The 13,373-nt window shown below is 60.1% G+C and carries 15 protein-coding genes; 13 read left to right on the top strand and 2 right to left on the bottom strand.

Annotated features, from left to right (window positions below; genetic code table 11):
- Positions 1-37: 37 nt before the first annotated feature.
- The 6 genes from KXD86_RS12950 to KXD86_RS12925 all read left to right on the top strand — a co-directional run bounded on the left by KXD86_RS12950 (position 38) and on the right by KXD86_RS12925 (position 5,372).
- Complete coding sequence (locus KXD86_RS12950; protein ID WP_218636419.1) at positions 38-901, top strand: branched-chain amino acid ABC transporter permease; 864 nt, start codon at positions 38-40, stop codon at positions 899-901.
- Positions 902-914: 13 nt separating this feature from the next.
- Positions 915-1,871, top strand: coding sequence for a branched-chain amino acid ABC transporter permease (locus tag KXD86_RS12945; RefSeq protein ID WP_218636418.1), 957 nt, complete (start codon positions 915-917; stop codon positions 1,869-1,871).
- Between the two features lie 2 nt (positions 1,872-1,873).
- Positions 1,874-2,641, top strand: coding sequence for an ABC transporter ATP-binding protein (locus tag KXD86_RS12940; protein WP_218636417.1), 768 nt, complete (start codon positions 1,874-1,876; stop codon positions 2,639-2,641).
- Complete coding sequence (locus tag KXD86_RS12935) at positions 2,638-3,351, top strand: ABC transporter ATP-binding protein (protein WP_218636416.1); 714 nt, start codon at positions 2,638-2,640, stop codon at positions 3,349-3,351. Before KXD86_RS12940 ends, KXD86_RS12935 begins: the two co-directional genes overlap by 4 nt.
- A gap of 95 nt (positions 3,352-3,446) precedes the next feature.
- Positions 3,447-4,445 carry a porin gene (locus tag KXD86_RS12930; protein ID WP_218636415.1) on the top strand — a complete coding sequence of 333 codons (999 nt, stop codon included), beginning with the start codon at positions 3,447-3,449 and terminating at the stop codon, positions 4,443-4,445.
- A gap of 117 nt (positions 4,446-4,562) precedes the next feature.
- On the top strand, positions 4,563-5,372 hold the full coding sequence (locus tag KXD86_RS12925; RefSeq protein ID WP_218636414.1) for an IclR family transcriptional regulator: 810 nt from the start codon (positions 4,563-4,565) through the stop codon (positions 5,370-5,372).
- Here the strand turns inward: KXD86_RS12925 and KXD86_RS12920 are convergent.
- Positions 5,369-6,325, bottom strand: a complete 957-nt coding sequence (locus tag KXD86_RS12920) for an AraC family transcriptional regulator (protein ID WP_218636413.1) — start codon at positions 6,323-6,325, stop codon at positions 5,369-5,371. The two genes, KXD86_RS12925 and KXD86_RS12920, sit on opposite strands and share 4 nt — an antisense overlap.
- Before the next feature lie 161 nt (positions 6,326-6,486).
- Between KXD86_RS12920 and KXD86_RS12915 the strand changes: the two genes are divergently transcribed.
- Both KXD86_RS12915 and KXD86_RS12910 read left to right on the top strand, forming a co-directional pair.
- Positions 6,487-7,215 (top strand): MotA/TolQ/ExbB proton channel family protein, encoded by a 729-nt coding sequence (locus tag KXD86_RS12915; protein WP_218636412.1) that lies wholly within the window; start codon positions 6,487-6,489, stop codon positions 7,213-7,215.
- Complete coding sequence (locus tag KXD86_RS12910; RefSeq protein ID WP_218636411.1) at positions 7,212-8,237, top strand: peptidoglycan -binding protein; 1,026 nt, start codon at positions 7,212-7,214, stop codon at positions 8,235-8,237. Before KXD86_RS12915 ends, KXD86_RS12910 begins: the two co-directional genes overlap by 4 nt.
- A 43-nt stretch (positions 8,238-8,280) precedes the next feature.
- Here the strand turns inward: KXD86_RS12910 and KXD86_RS12905 are convergent, their stop codons facing one another.
- On the bottom strand, positions 8,281-9,393 hold the full coding sequence (locus KXD86_RS12905; protein ID WP_218636410.1) for an S-(hydroxymethyl)glutathione dehydrogenase/class III alcohol dehydrogenase: 1,113 nt from the start codon (positions 9,391-9,393) through the stop codon (positions 8,281-8,283).
- Between the two features lie 189 nt (positions 9,394-9,582).
- On the opposite strand from KXD86_RS12905, the gene KXD86_RS12900 reads away from it, so the two are divergent.
- The 5 genes from KXD86_RS12900 to KXD86_RS12880 all read left to right on the top strand — a co-directional run bounded on the left by KXD86_RS12900 (position 9,583) and on the right by KXD86_RS12880 (position 13,370).
- Positions 9,583-10,908: a DASH family cryptochrome gene (locus KXD86_RS12900; protein ID WP_218636409.1), complete on the top strand. Its 1,326-nt coding sequence runs from the start codon at positions 9,583-9,585 to the stop codon at positions 10,906-10,908.
- Positions 10,905-11,393: a DUF6231 family protein gene (locus KXD86_RS12895; protein ID WP_218636408.1), complete on the top strand. Its 489-nt coding sequence runs from the start codon at positions 10,905-10,907 to the stop codon at positions 11,391-11,393. Before KXD86_RS12900 ends, KXD86_RS12895 begins: the two co-directional genes overlap by 4 nt.
- An 8-nt stretch (positions 11,394-11,401) precedes the next feature.
- Complete coding sequence (locus KXD86_RS12890; RefSeq protein ID WP_218636407.1) at positions 11,402-11,995, top strand: tRNA-uridine aminocarboxypropyltransferase; 594 nt, start codon at positions 11,402-11,404, stop codon at positions 11,993-11,995.
- Positions 11,996-12,091: 96 nt separating this feature from the next.
- Positions 12,092-12,526 carry a YkvA family protein gene (locus KXD86_RS12885; RefSeq protein WP_218636406.1) on the top strand — a complete coding sequence of 145 codons (435 nt, stop codon included), beginning with the start codon at positions 12,092-12,094 and terminating at the stop codon, positions 12,524-12,526.
- 67 nt (positions 12,527-12,593) lie between these two features.
- A complete protein-coding gene (locus KXD86_RS12880; RefSeq protein ID WP_218636405.1) occupies positions 12,594-13,370 on the top strand; it encodes a MotA/TolQ/ExbB proton channel family protein in 777 nt (258 codons plus the stop codon).
- Positions 13,371-13,373: the final 3 nt, after the last annotated feature.

Below are 13,373 nucleotides of genomic sequence, written 5' to 3'. Positions count from 1 at the left end.
CTGAACTGACTTATCCGTACAACCGTTGGGTATCGTTATGTCTACCGAACTTTTCTTCGTGCAACTCATTAATGGTATCCAGTATGGGTTGCTCCTGTTTCTGATCGCCTCCGGCCTGACCCTGGTCTTCGGCGTGATGGGAATTCTCAACCTGGCCCATGGTTCCATGTACATGGTGGGCGCCTACCTGGTGTGGTACTTCGTTGCCGTGACCGGCAGCTTCACCGCATCCGCCCTTCTCTCGGCAGCCATCGCGCTCGGTCTGGGCATATTGATCGAAAGGGTGTTGATCCAGCGGCTCTATAACCGCAATCACCTGGACCAGGTATTGCTGACCATCGGCATGATCTTTGTCTTCAACTCCCTGCAGAGCATTCTCTGGGGCAACGATCCGTACGGCGTTGCCGTGCCCGAGACCCTGAGCGGCTCGGTGCCCTTCACCGACAATTCCAGTTACCCGGTGTACCGCATCTTCGCGGCCCTGGTCTGCATTGGCATTGCCGCCGCGCTTTATTTCGTCGTGAGCAAAACCCGCCTGGGCATGCTGATCCGTGCCGGTGAGTCCAACCGGGAGATGGTCGAGGCCCTGGGCGTCAACATCAAAAGCCTCTACACCATCGTGTTCGCCATCGGCGTCATGCTGGCGGCGGTGTCGGGCATCATTGCCGCCCCCATGCGTTCCATCGTTCCCGGCATGGGCGAGAGCGTGCTGATCACCTGCTTCGTGGTGGTGGTGATCGGTGGCATGGGCTCCATCAAGGGCGCCTTCGTGGGAGCTCTGATGGTCGGCATTATCAGCACCTTCGCCGCGGTACTGATGCCCACCCTGTCCAACATGATCATCTACATCTTCATGATCCTGGTGCTGCTGGTGAAGCCCCAGGGCCTGTTCGCCAAGTAAGCGGGAGCCGAACATGATTTTCGAGAAACGCACCGAGCGCATCGTCCTGGCGATCTTCTTTGTCATCGCCCTGTGTCTTCCCCTGTTCCTGGAGGACAATTCCTTCTTCGTGGGCAAAGCCACCACCGTTCTGATTCTGGCCGTGTTCGTCATGTCACTGGATTTTCTGGTGGGGCGGGTTGGCCTGGTTACCCTGGGGCACGCGCTGTTCTATGGCCTGGGCGGCTACCTGTTCGTGATCCTCACGCCGGAGTATGAAGCCGTAAATTTCTGGATCTACGCACTGTACATCCTGGCCGTCAGCGCGCTGACGGCACTGGTCGTCGGGGTTGTGGTTCTGCGGACGTCGGGTATCTACTTCATCATGATCACCCTGGCGATCTCCCAGATGGCCTATTACTTCTTCTTCGATTCCCTGGAGTTCGGTGGCAACGACGGCCTGTTCATTTTCATGAAGCCGGAGACCAGCATTTTTGGCCTGAGCTTCCTGAACCTGGACAACCCCTCGCACTTCTATTACCTGGCGCTGCTGGCCGTCCTGGTGACGTTGCTGGCCATCAAGATCATCCTGCGTTCGCGCTTTGGCCGCATCGTGGAAGCCAGCCGACTGAACCCGGAGCGTACCGAGGCCCTTGGCTACAACATCTTTGCGTTCCGCCTGATCAGCTACGTCATCGGCAGCACTCTCGCGGCTTACGCCGGTCTGCTGTTTGCCCTGCAGTACGGCTACGTGAATCCGCAATTCATGACCTGGGAAATGTCCGGTACCGCCCTGGTGATGTCCATCCTCGGCGGCCTCGGCACTATCTATGGAGCCATTCTGGGCGCCATCACCTACGAGGGTCTGCAGTACCTTTTCGAGCACATGAGCGAGGACTGGATGCTGCTTATGGGCGGCGCCATCATCCTCATGGTCCTGCTCCTGCGCAAAGGCCTGGCCGGTTATCTTGAAAAACTGCTGGAGAAATAATCATGGCCAACGACATCATTCTGGAAACCGAATCCCTCAGCAAACACTGGGGCGGCATCAAGGCACTCGATAACATCTCGTTGCAGTTCCGGGACCGGGAACTGCACGGCGTGGTGGGCCCCAACGGGGCCGGCAAAAGCACCTTGCTGAACATGCTGTGTGGGACCCTGAACCCTACAAGTGGCTGCATTTTCCACAAAGGTGAACGGATCGACGGCATGAAACCCTGGAAGTTCGTGCGTCGGGGCATCGGCCGCAGCTTCCAGAAAACCAATATCTATGCCGAGGTTACCTGTCTGGAAAACTGTGCGGTCGCAGCCCAGCGCCGTTTCACCGGCAGTTTCAACCTGTTTGCCTCGCGCCATGCCAACAAACTGGTCCGGGAAGCCGCGGAAAAGGCGCTCTGCCAGGTGGGCCTTGATCGCCGCATCCACACGATTGCCGCTGAAATCTCCTACGGAGAACAGCGACAACTCGAACTCGCGATGGTGCTGGCAACCGATCCCTGCATCCTGCTCCTGGACGAGCCGATGGCGGGCATGGGCCACGAGGAATCCCTGCGCATCATCGAGCTGCTGAACGAACTCAAGAAGACCTACAGCATTGTGCTGGTTGAACACGATATGGACGCCATTTTCGAGCTGTCCGACCAGCTGACCGTACTCGATAACGGCACCCATCTGATCACCGGCACCGTGGACCAGGTGCGCAACGAGCCCCAGGTCAAAGAGGCCTATCTCGGGAAGGAAGAGGAGGAGGAAGCGGCATGAGCAACAGCCTTCTGGAAGTGAAGAACCTCAACACGCTCTACGGTCGCAGCCACATCCTGCACGACCTGTCGTTCCGGCTTGATAAAGGGCAGTCCATGAGCCTGATGGGGCGCAACGGCATGGGCAAGACCACGACCCTGAAATCGATCCTGGGCATCGTCGGGCCGCGCAGCGGCCAGGTCTGTTTCGACGGCCAGGACATCAGCCATCTGCCCACCTGGAAACGGATGCGCCGGGACATAGCCTATGTCCCGGAAGGCCGGGGCATGTTTCATAACCTGACGGTCAAGGAACACCTGCAGATGGCCGCCCGCCCGGACAGCAACGGCAAATCCGGCTGGGATTTCGACCGGGTCATGGCGACCTTTCCCCGCCTCCAGGAACGGTTATCGAACCTCGGCACGGAGCTGTCGGGGGGCGAGCAACAGATGCTGGCCATCGGTCGCGCCCTGGTGACCAACCCCCGGCTGATGATTCTGGACGAGGCCACCGAGGGCCTGGCCCCACTGATCCGCCAGGACATCTGGAACGTCATCGCCACCATCCGGGAATCCGGCATTTCGACCCTGATCGTGGACAAGAACATCAAGGCCCTGAAAAAGCTCTGCGACCGCCATGTCGTTGTTGTGAAAGGAAAGGTTCACTTTGACGGCAGCTCCGAAGAGCTGGACCGGAACCTGGAAGCGGTCGAAACCGCGCTCAGCGTCTAAATGTACAAAATACGGATAACGATGTTCATTTTCGGGATATTTGAGCCTCACTGAATCGCCGATAGTTCACTTGCCAAACAACAAGGAGAAGGCAAATGAACTATCAGAAATCACTCATGGCGCTGGCGGTTGCCTCAACCCTCAGCGCAACGCCAACCTACGCCTTTGATCTCGGCACCTACAACGACACCAGCGTCAGCATCGGTGGCTACCTGAAAGCGGAAGGCATTTACGAGGACCCCGAACAGGGTGAATCCCGTTTCTTCGGTCGCGCCAACCAGAGCCGCATCAACCTCAAGACCGTCACCCAGAAACAGGGCCACACCATCGTGGGGTTTGTGGAGGGCGATTTTTACGGTGGGCTCTATCCGGGCGAGAACAACGACCTCAGACTGCGTCACGCCTTTATCAAGGTGGACGATGCCACCGTCGGCCAGACCTGGACCGGCCAGTTCTGGGCCGTCGCCTACAACGATTACCTGGATTTCCTGGGCGGGCCTCGCGGTACGCTGGGTGGTCTTAACTTCCGCACCACCCTGGCCAGCTACCAGTTCAGCGGTTTCCGGATCACGGCCCAGGACCCCGTCAACAACGACGCGGACGTGCCGGACCTGGCCATCAACTACAACCTGAACTTCGACGGCGGCCACCGGCTGATCCTGACCGCCAGCGGCCGGGAAGTGGCCAACGGCGATTTTGTCGGCGGCGGTGCCATCGGTTCCGAGATCAAACTGGGGCGCCACAGCCTGACCCTCAACGCCCACCATGGTGACGGACTGGGCGCCTTTACCGGCGTCGGTGTCGGCGGTTCCCTGGCCACCGATGTGGAGAATGGTGATGCGGTCAGCCAGACCGGCTTCAACGCCGGCTTCCGGTTCGTCCTCAACGACCAGTGGCGCGCCAATGTGGCGTACACCATGGTTGAGGTGGATGATCAGGCGGACACCGACTACGAGTCACCGCGCGTCAACCTGATCCATAACATTATTCCGGAGCTGGAAGTTGGGGTAGAGTGGCGCAAGTACAATCTGGCTTTCGGCCCACTGATCCCCGAAGGTCAGCAGGTTGAGGTAATGGCGAAATACTCGTTCTGAACTGAGCACTCAGAATTGGTACCCTTACCGCACGCGGACACAGGCGCCGACCGTCTTCCCGGCACCTGTGTCCGATCCGCGTCCGGAACGATCAAACACTTCATAGCGACCGCCTACATGACAGATGAAAGCCCCAAGCGGCAGGGAATAGGATCTCTCGAGATTGGTCTGCACATCCTGAATTACATTGCCAGCGCGTCCCGACCACCGACGCTGAAGGAATTGTCCGGCGCACTGGATCTCTCACCCAGCCGGGCCCACAAATACCTGGTCAGTCTGTTGCGCGAAGGCTACATAAATCAGGTCAACCAGACCCAGTACACGCTTGGCAACTCCAGCCTGACCCTCGGGATTTCGGCGCTGCGCCGGATCAATCCGATCCAGCTGTCCTACGAGGCCGTGGACCAGCTCAACGAGGACACCGACAAGACCGTATCGGTCACGGTCTGGAATGGATCCGGCCCGCTGGTCATCAAGTGGCTGGACTCGAGTCAGCCGATCTCGGTCAACGTGCGTCTGGGCGCAGAACTGTCGACCCTGAATTCCGCCGCCGGCCGGATCTATCTGGCCAGCCTTCCGGACGAACGCCGGCGACAGATCATCGACCGGTTCTACAAGCAGTCGGCCACACTGCCGAAGCACAAGGGCAAGGACATCCCGCGGGAACAGCTGGGGGCCCACCTCGAAGCCGTCAGGAAGTCTGGCTACTGTGCGTTTTTCAGTGACTACCTGCCAGAGATCAACGTACTGAGCATGCCGGTTCACGACCTCAACGGTTCCATCGTCACCGTCATTACCCTGCTCGGCCTCGAGCGGGACACCGACATCAGCGAAGGCTCGGAACTGTTTGAGCAGGTCAGAAACTGCGCCAGCAAGGTCACCCGGCAGATCTGCGGGCACCAGAAAACCGAGCAGGGCGGGAATTAACCGGCCATGCGCAGGGTCTCCGAAGGCAGCTCCCCGAACATTTTCCGGTAATCGGACGAGAACCGTCCAAGGTGGCTGAAACCGTAATCCAGGGCAACCTCCGTTACGTTACGGCACTGGCCCGCCAGCAGGTCCTCTCTTAACTGCCGCAGTTTCCGCTGTTTGACATAGCATTTCGGGGTGGTGGCAAAGCCCTTTGAGAAGGCGTTGTAGATGGACCGGACGCTCATGTTGGAAATCGCGGACAATTCCTCAACATCGATGTTGCGCTTCAGGTTCTGGTCGATGTAGCGAACCATCCGGCACACCGCGGGCGAAAAAGCCGGCTGGCTGTCATCACTGGCACAGTTGCTCGGAAACACCTTCAACAGCTTCTTCAGAATGATTTCCCGGTACGGCAGGGAGACCAGGCCGACCTCTTCGTCCCCACCCTCCTCCAGCTCACAGAAGACCGCACTCAGGATATTTGCCAACGTGGGACACAACGTCAGATCCACCGGCGTCCGCTCAAAGCGGACTTTCTCTCCCCCATGCCTGACCGGTCGTGCGGACCGGGCCGATTCCAGAACCGGCTCCGGCACCTTGATGATCAGCTTTTCGCAATCCGCCGAATACTCCAGGTCAATCTTTTCATAGGGGTTGACCATCATCGCCTCGCCAGCGCGCAGCCGAAGCCGCTCTCCGGACTGATGCCACACGCATTCTCCCCGGGTAACGATCTGAAAATGGTAGATCGAATCCAGCTCCGGGCTCTTGACCCGGACCGGATTGCCGTAACTGATCCGGGAAAGCCCGAACCCGGCAAATTCACGGAAACTGAGGCTGGCCGCCGCCGTGCTTTGGCCTTTCAGTTCCAGACGGTGATGCCCGATGTGGTCATTCACAAAGCCGGACACCTCTTCCGGATGGGCGCCATTGAATACAGTGTTGCCGGCGAGCGTTTGTCCAAACATAGCAAGACCTGTTTTCTTTATTGTTAATGCGTTCACCTTATATAAATTAAATCGATCAATCAACAACCAATCGCCGGGCGCGATCTGACCACACCGTCATTTCACTGCGCCCGGGCTGTGCTATGTTTTCCTGATACTTCCATCAAAGACTGGCGATGCTCATGAGCAATCCAAAGCACACTCTTTTCTGGATGACGCTTTTTCTGGCCGTGGTTGTGGTCGTCGGCGCTCTGATCCACAAACCACTGGCGACCGCGTTCATGGCGAACTGGGTCTTCAACCTGTTGATTGTCGGGGTGCTGATCGTCGGGATCGGCCTGACCTACCGCCAGGTTTTCGTGCTATTCCCGGAGTTGCGCTGGATCTCCCAGTTCCGCACCGGGCATTCCGGGCTCTCCGTCCTGCAGGAGCCTCGCCTGCTCAAGCCCCTGGCACGCCAGCTCGGCGAGGAGTCGAAGCGCGACCGGTTCAAGCTCTCCACCCTGGCCCTGCGCACCGTGCTCGACGGCATTCACTCGCGAATGGACGAGCAACGGGAAATCACCCGATATTTCATCAGCCTGCTGATTTTCCTCGGGCTGCTGGGCACCTTCTGGGGGCTGCTCGGCACCATCAACGCGGTGGGAGATGTCATTGCCAATCTCGATATGGGCCAGGGCGATTTCGGTACAGTGTTTGCCGATCTTCAGTCCGGCCTGCTGACGCCCCTTCAGGGCATGGGCACGGCCTTCAGCTCGTCGCTGCTCGGTCTGGGCGGCTCCCTGATTCTCGGCTTCCTGGACATCCAGGCCGGGCATGCCCAGAACCGCTTCTATGACGGACTCGAGGAGTGGCTCACCGGTGTCACCACTCTGGTGGACATCGCTGGCGAAGACGACCTGCAGTCATGATCGGATCAAAACGCAGGGCCCGCACCACCACCAATGTGTGGCCCGGCTACGTGGATGCCCTGTCAGCGCTGCTGATGCTGGTCATCTTCATGCTGCTGATCTATGTCGTCAGCCAGCTCTACCTGTCCCAGACCCTGTCGGACCGCAACACCGAACTGGCCCGTCTGAACCAGCGTCTGAACGAGATTTCCCAGCTGCTGGGCCTGGAAAAAAGCCGGTCCGAAGCCCTGGAAAAGCAGATCAGCGCCAGCCAGGAGCGCAGCGACGACCTGCAGCAACGGCTGGAACTCACCCGCAACCAGCTGATGCAGCAGACGGCCACCGCCGAGGCTCAGTCGGAGCGACTGGCGAACCTCAATGACGAGGTGTCGGAGAAGGATGAACTGTCGGCCAGCCAGCAGGCCATGATTATGCGGCTGTCCAACCAGATCGCGTCGCTGCAGGCGCAACTGAAACAGATCACTGCCGCCCTGAAGCTTCAGGAGCAGGAAACCGCAGAGAAAGAAGGCGAGCTGGAGGAGGTCAGCCGCCGCCTGAATACCTTGCTGGCCGAGCGGGTCAACCAGCTGGAACAGTACCAGTCGGAGTTCTTCTCACGGCTGCGGGACATCCTGGCGGACAACGAAAACATCCGGGTGGTCGGTGACCGTTTCCTGTTGCCCTCGGAGTTGCTGTTTGCCTCGGGTTCGGCGCAGTTGGGCGAGGATGGCAAACGCGAGCTCGACAAACTCGCCGGGGTGCTACTGGACGTGGTGGGGTCCATTCCGGAAGACATCGACTGGATCCTCCGGATTGATGGCCACACCGACCTGATTCCCATCAACACGCCCCAGTTCCCGTCCAATTGGGAGCTGTCGACCGCCCGGGCCGTGGCGGTGGTCCGTTATCTGGCCGATCAGGGTGTGCCGGAGAATCGCATGGTGGCCGCCGGTTTCGGGGAATTTTTCCCGGTGGCATCGGGCACGTCGCCGGAGGCCCTCCAGAAAAACCGGCGCATCGAACTCAAGCTGACCGACCGCTAGGCGCGCTGCAGGCGGGGAGCCCCCCGCCTGCAGCGGCCCTGGCTCAGAAATGAATGACCGAGCGAATGCTCTTCCCCTCGTGCATCAGATCAAACGCCTTGTTGATGTCTTCCAGCTTCATCTCGTGGGTGATGAACACATCCAGCGGGATCTCCCCCTTCTCGGCTTTTTCCACGTAGGACGGCAGCTCGGTACGGCCTTTCACGCCGCCAAACGCGGACCCGCGCCACACCCGGCCGGTGACCAGCTGGAACGGTCGGGTGCTGATCTCCTCGCCGGCACCGGCCACGCCGATGATGGTGGATTCACCCCAGCCCTTGTGACAGGCCTCCAGGGCGGCCCGCATCAGTTTGACGTTACCCACACACTCGAAGGTGTAGTCGGCACCGCCATCGGTCATCTCAATGATGACGTCCTGGATTGGCTTGTCGTAATCGTTGGGGTTGACCACATCGGTGGCGCCCAGCTGTCTGGCGATGTCAAACTTGCCGGGATTGATGTCGACACCGATGATGCGACCCGCCCTGGCCATCCTGGCGCCGATGATGGCCGCCAGACCAATGCCTCCGAGACCGAAGATAGCCACCGTCGCACCTTCCTCCACCTTGGCAGTATTCAACACCGCACCGATGCCGGTGGTGACACCACAACCGAGCAGGCAGACCTTATCCAGCGGGGCTTCCTTGGGGATTTTGGCCAGGGAGATTTCCGGCAGCACGGTATACTCAGAGAAGGTGGAGCAGCCCATGTAGTGATACAGCGGCTGGCCCTTGTACGAAAACCGGGAAGTGCCGTCGGGCATAACACCCTTGCCCTGGGTCGCCCGTACCGCGCCACACAGGTTGGTTTTGCCGGACGTGCAGAATTTGCACGTGCCGCACTCGGCGGTGTAAAGGGGGATGACGTGGTCACCCACGTCGAGGCCGGTTACCCCCTCGCCCACCGCTTCAACGATGCCACCACCCTCGTGACCGAGGATGGTCGGAAACAGGCCTTCGGGATCGGCGCCGGACAGGGTATAGGCATCGGTGTGACAGACACCGGTCGCGACGATGCGCACCAGAACCTCGCCTTTCTGCGGCGGCGCCACATCGACTTCGACAATTTCGAGCGGTTTGTTGGCCTCGAAAGCCACCGCAGCGCGGGATTTAATCATGGGAAGACTCCTCTTGAAAACGGCTCTGATCATTGGAAACGAAACGCGTGATCACACTAGTCAAGCACCTGCCCGGCGGATTCGCCAGATCGGTTTTGGTATGTTGTCTGGTAGGTCTCTGGCAATAATCTCTTGCGGGAAGAAGCACGTACACCTCAGCATTGGCTGACTGAAAAGGAACGCAACGCCTTGCACACTCTCTACTGGTTCACCCGGGATCTCCGGTTACACGACAACGCGACCCTGCTCGCGGCTTCCCGATCGGATATGCTGCTGTGTGTCTATGTGGTGGATCCCCGCTGGTTTTCGCCCGGACGGCTGCAGAGCCGGGCCATGGGTGAACACCGTTGGCGCTTTCTGTGGCAGAGCCTGATGGCGTTGGAGCGCAGCCTGCGCCCGCTCGGCCAACGCCTGCACATCGCCTATGGAATACCGGAGACGGTCATCCCTCAGCTGGTGCGCGCCCACGGCATTGCCCGGGTCGTGCGCTCCCGGCAACCTGGCACCCAGGAAGCTGGCCAGTGGCAGTCTCTCAAGGAACAACTGCCCGACACCCTCTTCCAGCAGTTTGAAACCCTGAGCCTGTTCACCGAGGGCTCGCTGCCCATGGCGTTGCCCGAGCTCCCTGATACCTTTTCCCAGTTCCGCAAGCAGGTGGAAAAAGCCGGGGAGCGCTGTACAGAACGTTTGCGGATTCGGACCCTGACCGCACTGCCACCCCCGCCGGGGTTTGCTGACGATAACCGGGGCGAATGCCCGCCAATTGCCAAGCCCCAGCATCCACTCCAGTTTATTGGCGGCGAGGAGGCCGGACTGGCGCAACTTCGGCAGTTCCTGTTCGTCAGGCATGGCATCGACCATTACAAGGAAACCCGCAATGCCCTCGACACCTGGGACGCGTCCTCCAAGTTTTCGCCCTGGCTGGCCAACGGGACGCTGTCGGTCCGGGAGGTCGCCGAGACCATTGCCGAGTACGAACGCAGTCATATAAAGAACGAATCGACCTACTGGCTCTGGTTTGAACTGCTGTGGCGGGAGTATTTCTATTGGTACGCCCTGAAGCACGGCGCCAACCTGTTTCGCCGCGACGGCGTTCAGCGTAAGCGCCGACCGGCCACCTTTTACGGACACCGGTTCATGGCCTGGTGCCAGGGCAACACCGAATACCCGCTGGTGAACGCCGCGATGAATCAGCTGCGGGAGACCGGCTACATGAGCAACCGGGCCCGGCAACTGGTCGCCAGCTGTTTCATCAACGAGCTGGAACTGGACTGGCGCTATGGCGCGGCATGGTTCGAGCAGCAGCTGATCGACTATGATGTAGCCAGCAACTACGGCAACTGGCAGTACCTGGCTGGCGTAGGGGCTGATCCCCGCGGACTGAGACAGTTCAACCTGGAGAAACAGGCGAAACAGTACGACCCCCTCGGCACCTTTGTGGACCGCTGGGGTGGACACGCCGACCAGCCCGTGGGATTACACACAGTGGACGCAGCGGACTGGCCCATTTTATGACGACGACTGGCAGCCCCCGGGAAATACTCGCGCGCATCATCGACTCGACCCAGCCGGACACACTTCTGTGTTGCGGCAGCATTGCCCACGAAGTGGCCGCCATTTGGCAGCAGCACAAGGGCGATGCCCGGGTCCGCAGCCTCGACACCACCGATCCCAATGCCGCCTTGCCACTGGACACCGTGCAGGACCTGGCCCTGATCTCCGATACCCTGGAACACCTGCCTCACGACGAGGGCGCCCTTCTTCTGGGCCAGCTGCGCAATTATGGCACTCACCAGATTGCGGTGCTGGTGGGCGATACCCCGGACTGGGCATTTACCGATTTCATTGGCCTGGGTTTCCGGCGCCATGCCGAAGTGCAGGGCGACCACGGCACGCTCACCCTGTATACCTACAATCTGGACACCTATAACCACAAGCGAGCCTGGAACAATCCGGACAACTGGGCCAACCCGGAAATGTGGGGCAAGGCCTGGTGGTAAGCCAACGCGTGCCCAGACACCTATGCCGCCGCTGCCACCTGCACCCCAACATCTGCGTCTGTGACCACTGCAGCGCCGTGCCGAACCAGACCCCGTTGACCGTCTTGCAGCACCCCTCGGAAGTGGGCCGGAGCAAGGGAACCCTGAGAATCCTGGAGCAGTGCCTGACAAGGCTCCAGGTCTTTGTCGGGGAAACCCCGGCAGAATTTCGCCAGGCCGGATTGGGTGACAACTTCCCCCTGGCCGGGACCGCGGTACTGTTCCCAGGGGCAGACAGCCAGGCCCTCGAAGAGGCCGACCTGCAAGGCATCCATCACTGGGTTTTACTGGACGGCACCTGGCGCAAGGCGGCCAAACTCCTGCACCTGAACCGGCGGATCGGCGAGCTGCCGAGGTATCACTTTGCCGCACCGCCGCCCTCCCGTTACGTTATCCGCAAGGCTCCGGGGGACCATCACCTGGCAACCGCCGAGGCCGCCGGCCACCTCCTCCAGCACCTGGAACCCGGCCTCGACACCGGACCCATCCACGCCGCCATGGCGGCGCTGGTGGCCCGACAACTGGCCCAGATCCCGGCACCACTTCGGGAACGCTACCGGTAGCACCGGGAATCCTGAGCGGTTGGCAATACACGCAGGCTTGAGCGATCATACGACCTGACAGACCTGACACCCCGCAAGCGTATAGGACACCCGTTTATGGCCCTGTTCAGCCAGAAGAACGCCGAGGAACAACTGAACGCCGAATCCGCCAAGGTGCATCGTGCCGACCTGGAAACGGTGCTCGAACGCCAGCGAGCCATCGAGGAAAAGGTGAAAGGCAGTGGCCGGCTCAAGCGCTTCAGTGCCGACATCAAACTGATGTTCTCGATGATCCGGGACTACTGGTACGGCAACTACCGCAGTGTCCCCTGGAAGACCATCGCCGCAGTCGCCGGCGCCCTGCTGTACGTGCTCAACCCGCTTGATGTCATTCCCGACCTGATCTTTGGCTTTGGTTTCCTTGACGACGCCGGTGTCGTCGCCCTGTGTCTGAAACTGGTCGAATCGGACCTGCACCGCTACGCGGCGTGGAAGGAACAACAGGAAAACCAACAGCAGGAACCAGATCCCGGATTTACACAATCAAATTGATTGGACAATAAACCAACGGTAGCCTCTCGCTTCGATCTTCCATCGCGTATTAGCCCCTGGAGTAAACGTGGATTTCGCCACCCTCATCGGCCTCGTCGGCGCCATCGTGCTTATTGCCTCTGCGGTTATCCTCGGGGTATCCCCGGATGTGTTCGTGAACGGCCCGTCACTGCTCATCGTGCTCGGGGGCAGCTTGCTGGTGGTGTTGGCCAAATTCAGCTTTGCCCAGTTCCTGGGGGCGTTCAGTGCGGCCGCCCGGGCCTTCAAGTTCAAACTGCCGGAAACCCGCGCTGCCATCGACGAGCTGGTGGAGGTGGCACAGGTGGCCCGGAAGGAAGGTGTGCTGGGCCTGGAAGACCGGGAGGTCGGCTCGCCGTTTCTGGCCCAGGGCGTCCAGATGCTGGTGGATGGCCAGAACGGTGACACCATCAAGCAGTTGCTCACCAAGGAGCGACTGATGACCCTGGACCACAACCGCTCCGGCGCCAAGGTGTTTACAGCCCTGGCGGATGTCGGCCCGGCCATGGGCATGATCGGCACACTGATCGGTCTGGTTCAGATGCTGTCCAATATGGAAGACCCGAAATCCATCGGCCCGGCCATGGCCGTTGCCCTGCTGACCACCCTCTATGGCGCCATGCTCGCAACCATGGTGGCCTCACCCATCGCTGACAAGCTGTCCCTGAGGATGACTGAAGAGGCCCGCATGCAGTCCCTGTACATTGACGCCCTGGTCGCCATTCAGGAGGGGACCAACCCGCGTGTGATCGAGCAACTGCTGTCCAGTTACCTGCCACCGAAGGAACGCAGCAAGGTCGGTGAGCCAGAAACCGCGAACGGGTAGGCC

Origin of the sequence: Marinobacter arenosus (assembly GCF_019264345.1) — a bacterium.
Classification (GTDB): Bacteria; Pseudomonadota; Gammaproteobacteria; order Pseudomonadales; family Oleiphilaceae; genus Marinobacter; species Marinobacter arenosus.
The sequence above is the reverse complement of the archived record's forward strand: the minus strand, read 5'-3'. Positions and strand labels throughout refer to the sequence as shown.

Coding starts and splice junctions, on each gene's coding strand:
- KXD86_RS12930 (WP_218636415.1), top strand. CDS start 3,447: ATGAACTATCAGAAATCACTCATGGCGCTGGCGGTTGCCTCAACCCTC.
- KXD86_RS12935 (WP_218636416.1), top strand. CDS start 2,638: ATGAGCAACAGCCTTCTGGAAGTGAAGAACCTCAACACGCTCTACGGT.
- KXD86_RS12940 (WP_218636417.1), top strand. CDS start 1,874: ATGGCCAACGACATCATTCTGGAAACCGAATCCCTCAGCAAACACTGG.
- KXD86_RS12885 (WP_218636406.1), top strand. CDS start 12,092: ATGGCCCTGTTCAGCCAGAAGAACGCCGAGGAACAACTGAACGCCGAA.
- KXD86_RS12905 (WP_218636410.1), bottom strand. CDS start 9,393: ATGATTAAATCCCGCGCTGCGGTGGCTTTCGAGGCCAACAAACCGCTC.
- KXD86_RS12925 (WP_218636414.1), top strand. CDS start 4,563: ATGACAGATGAAAGCCCCAAGCGGCAGGGAATAGGATCTCTCGAGATT.
- KXD86_RS12895 (WP_218636408.1), top strand. CDS start 10,905: ATGACGACGACTGGCAGCCCCCGGGAAATACTCGCGCGCATCATCGAC.
- KXD86_RS12910 (WP_218636411.1), top strand. CDS start 7,212: ATGATCGGATCAAAACGCAGGGCCCGCACCACCACCAATGTGTGGCCC.
- KXD86_RS12915 (WP_218636412.1), top strand. CDS start 6,487: ATGAGCAATCCAAAGCACACTCTTTTCTGGATGACGCTTTTTCTGGCC.
- KXD86_RS12920 (WP_218636413.1), bottom strand. CDS start 6,325: ATGTTTGGACAAACGCTCGCCGGCAACACTGTATTCAATGGCGCCCAT.
- KXD86_RS12945 (WP_218636418.1), top strand. CDS start 915: ATGATTTTCGAGAAACGCACCGAGCGCATCGTCCTGGCGATCTTCTTT.
- KXD86_RS12950 (WP_218636419.1), top strand. CDS start 38: ATGTCTACCGAACTTTTCTTCGTGCAACTCATTAATGGTATCCAGTAT.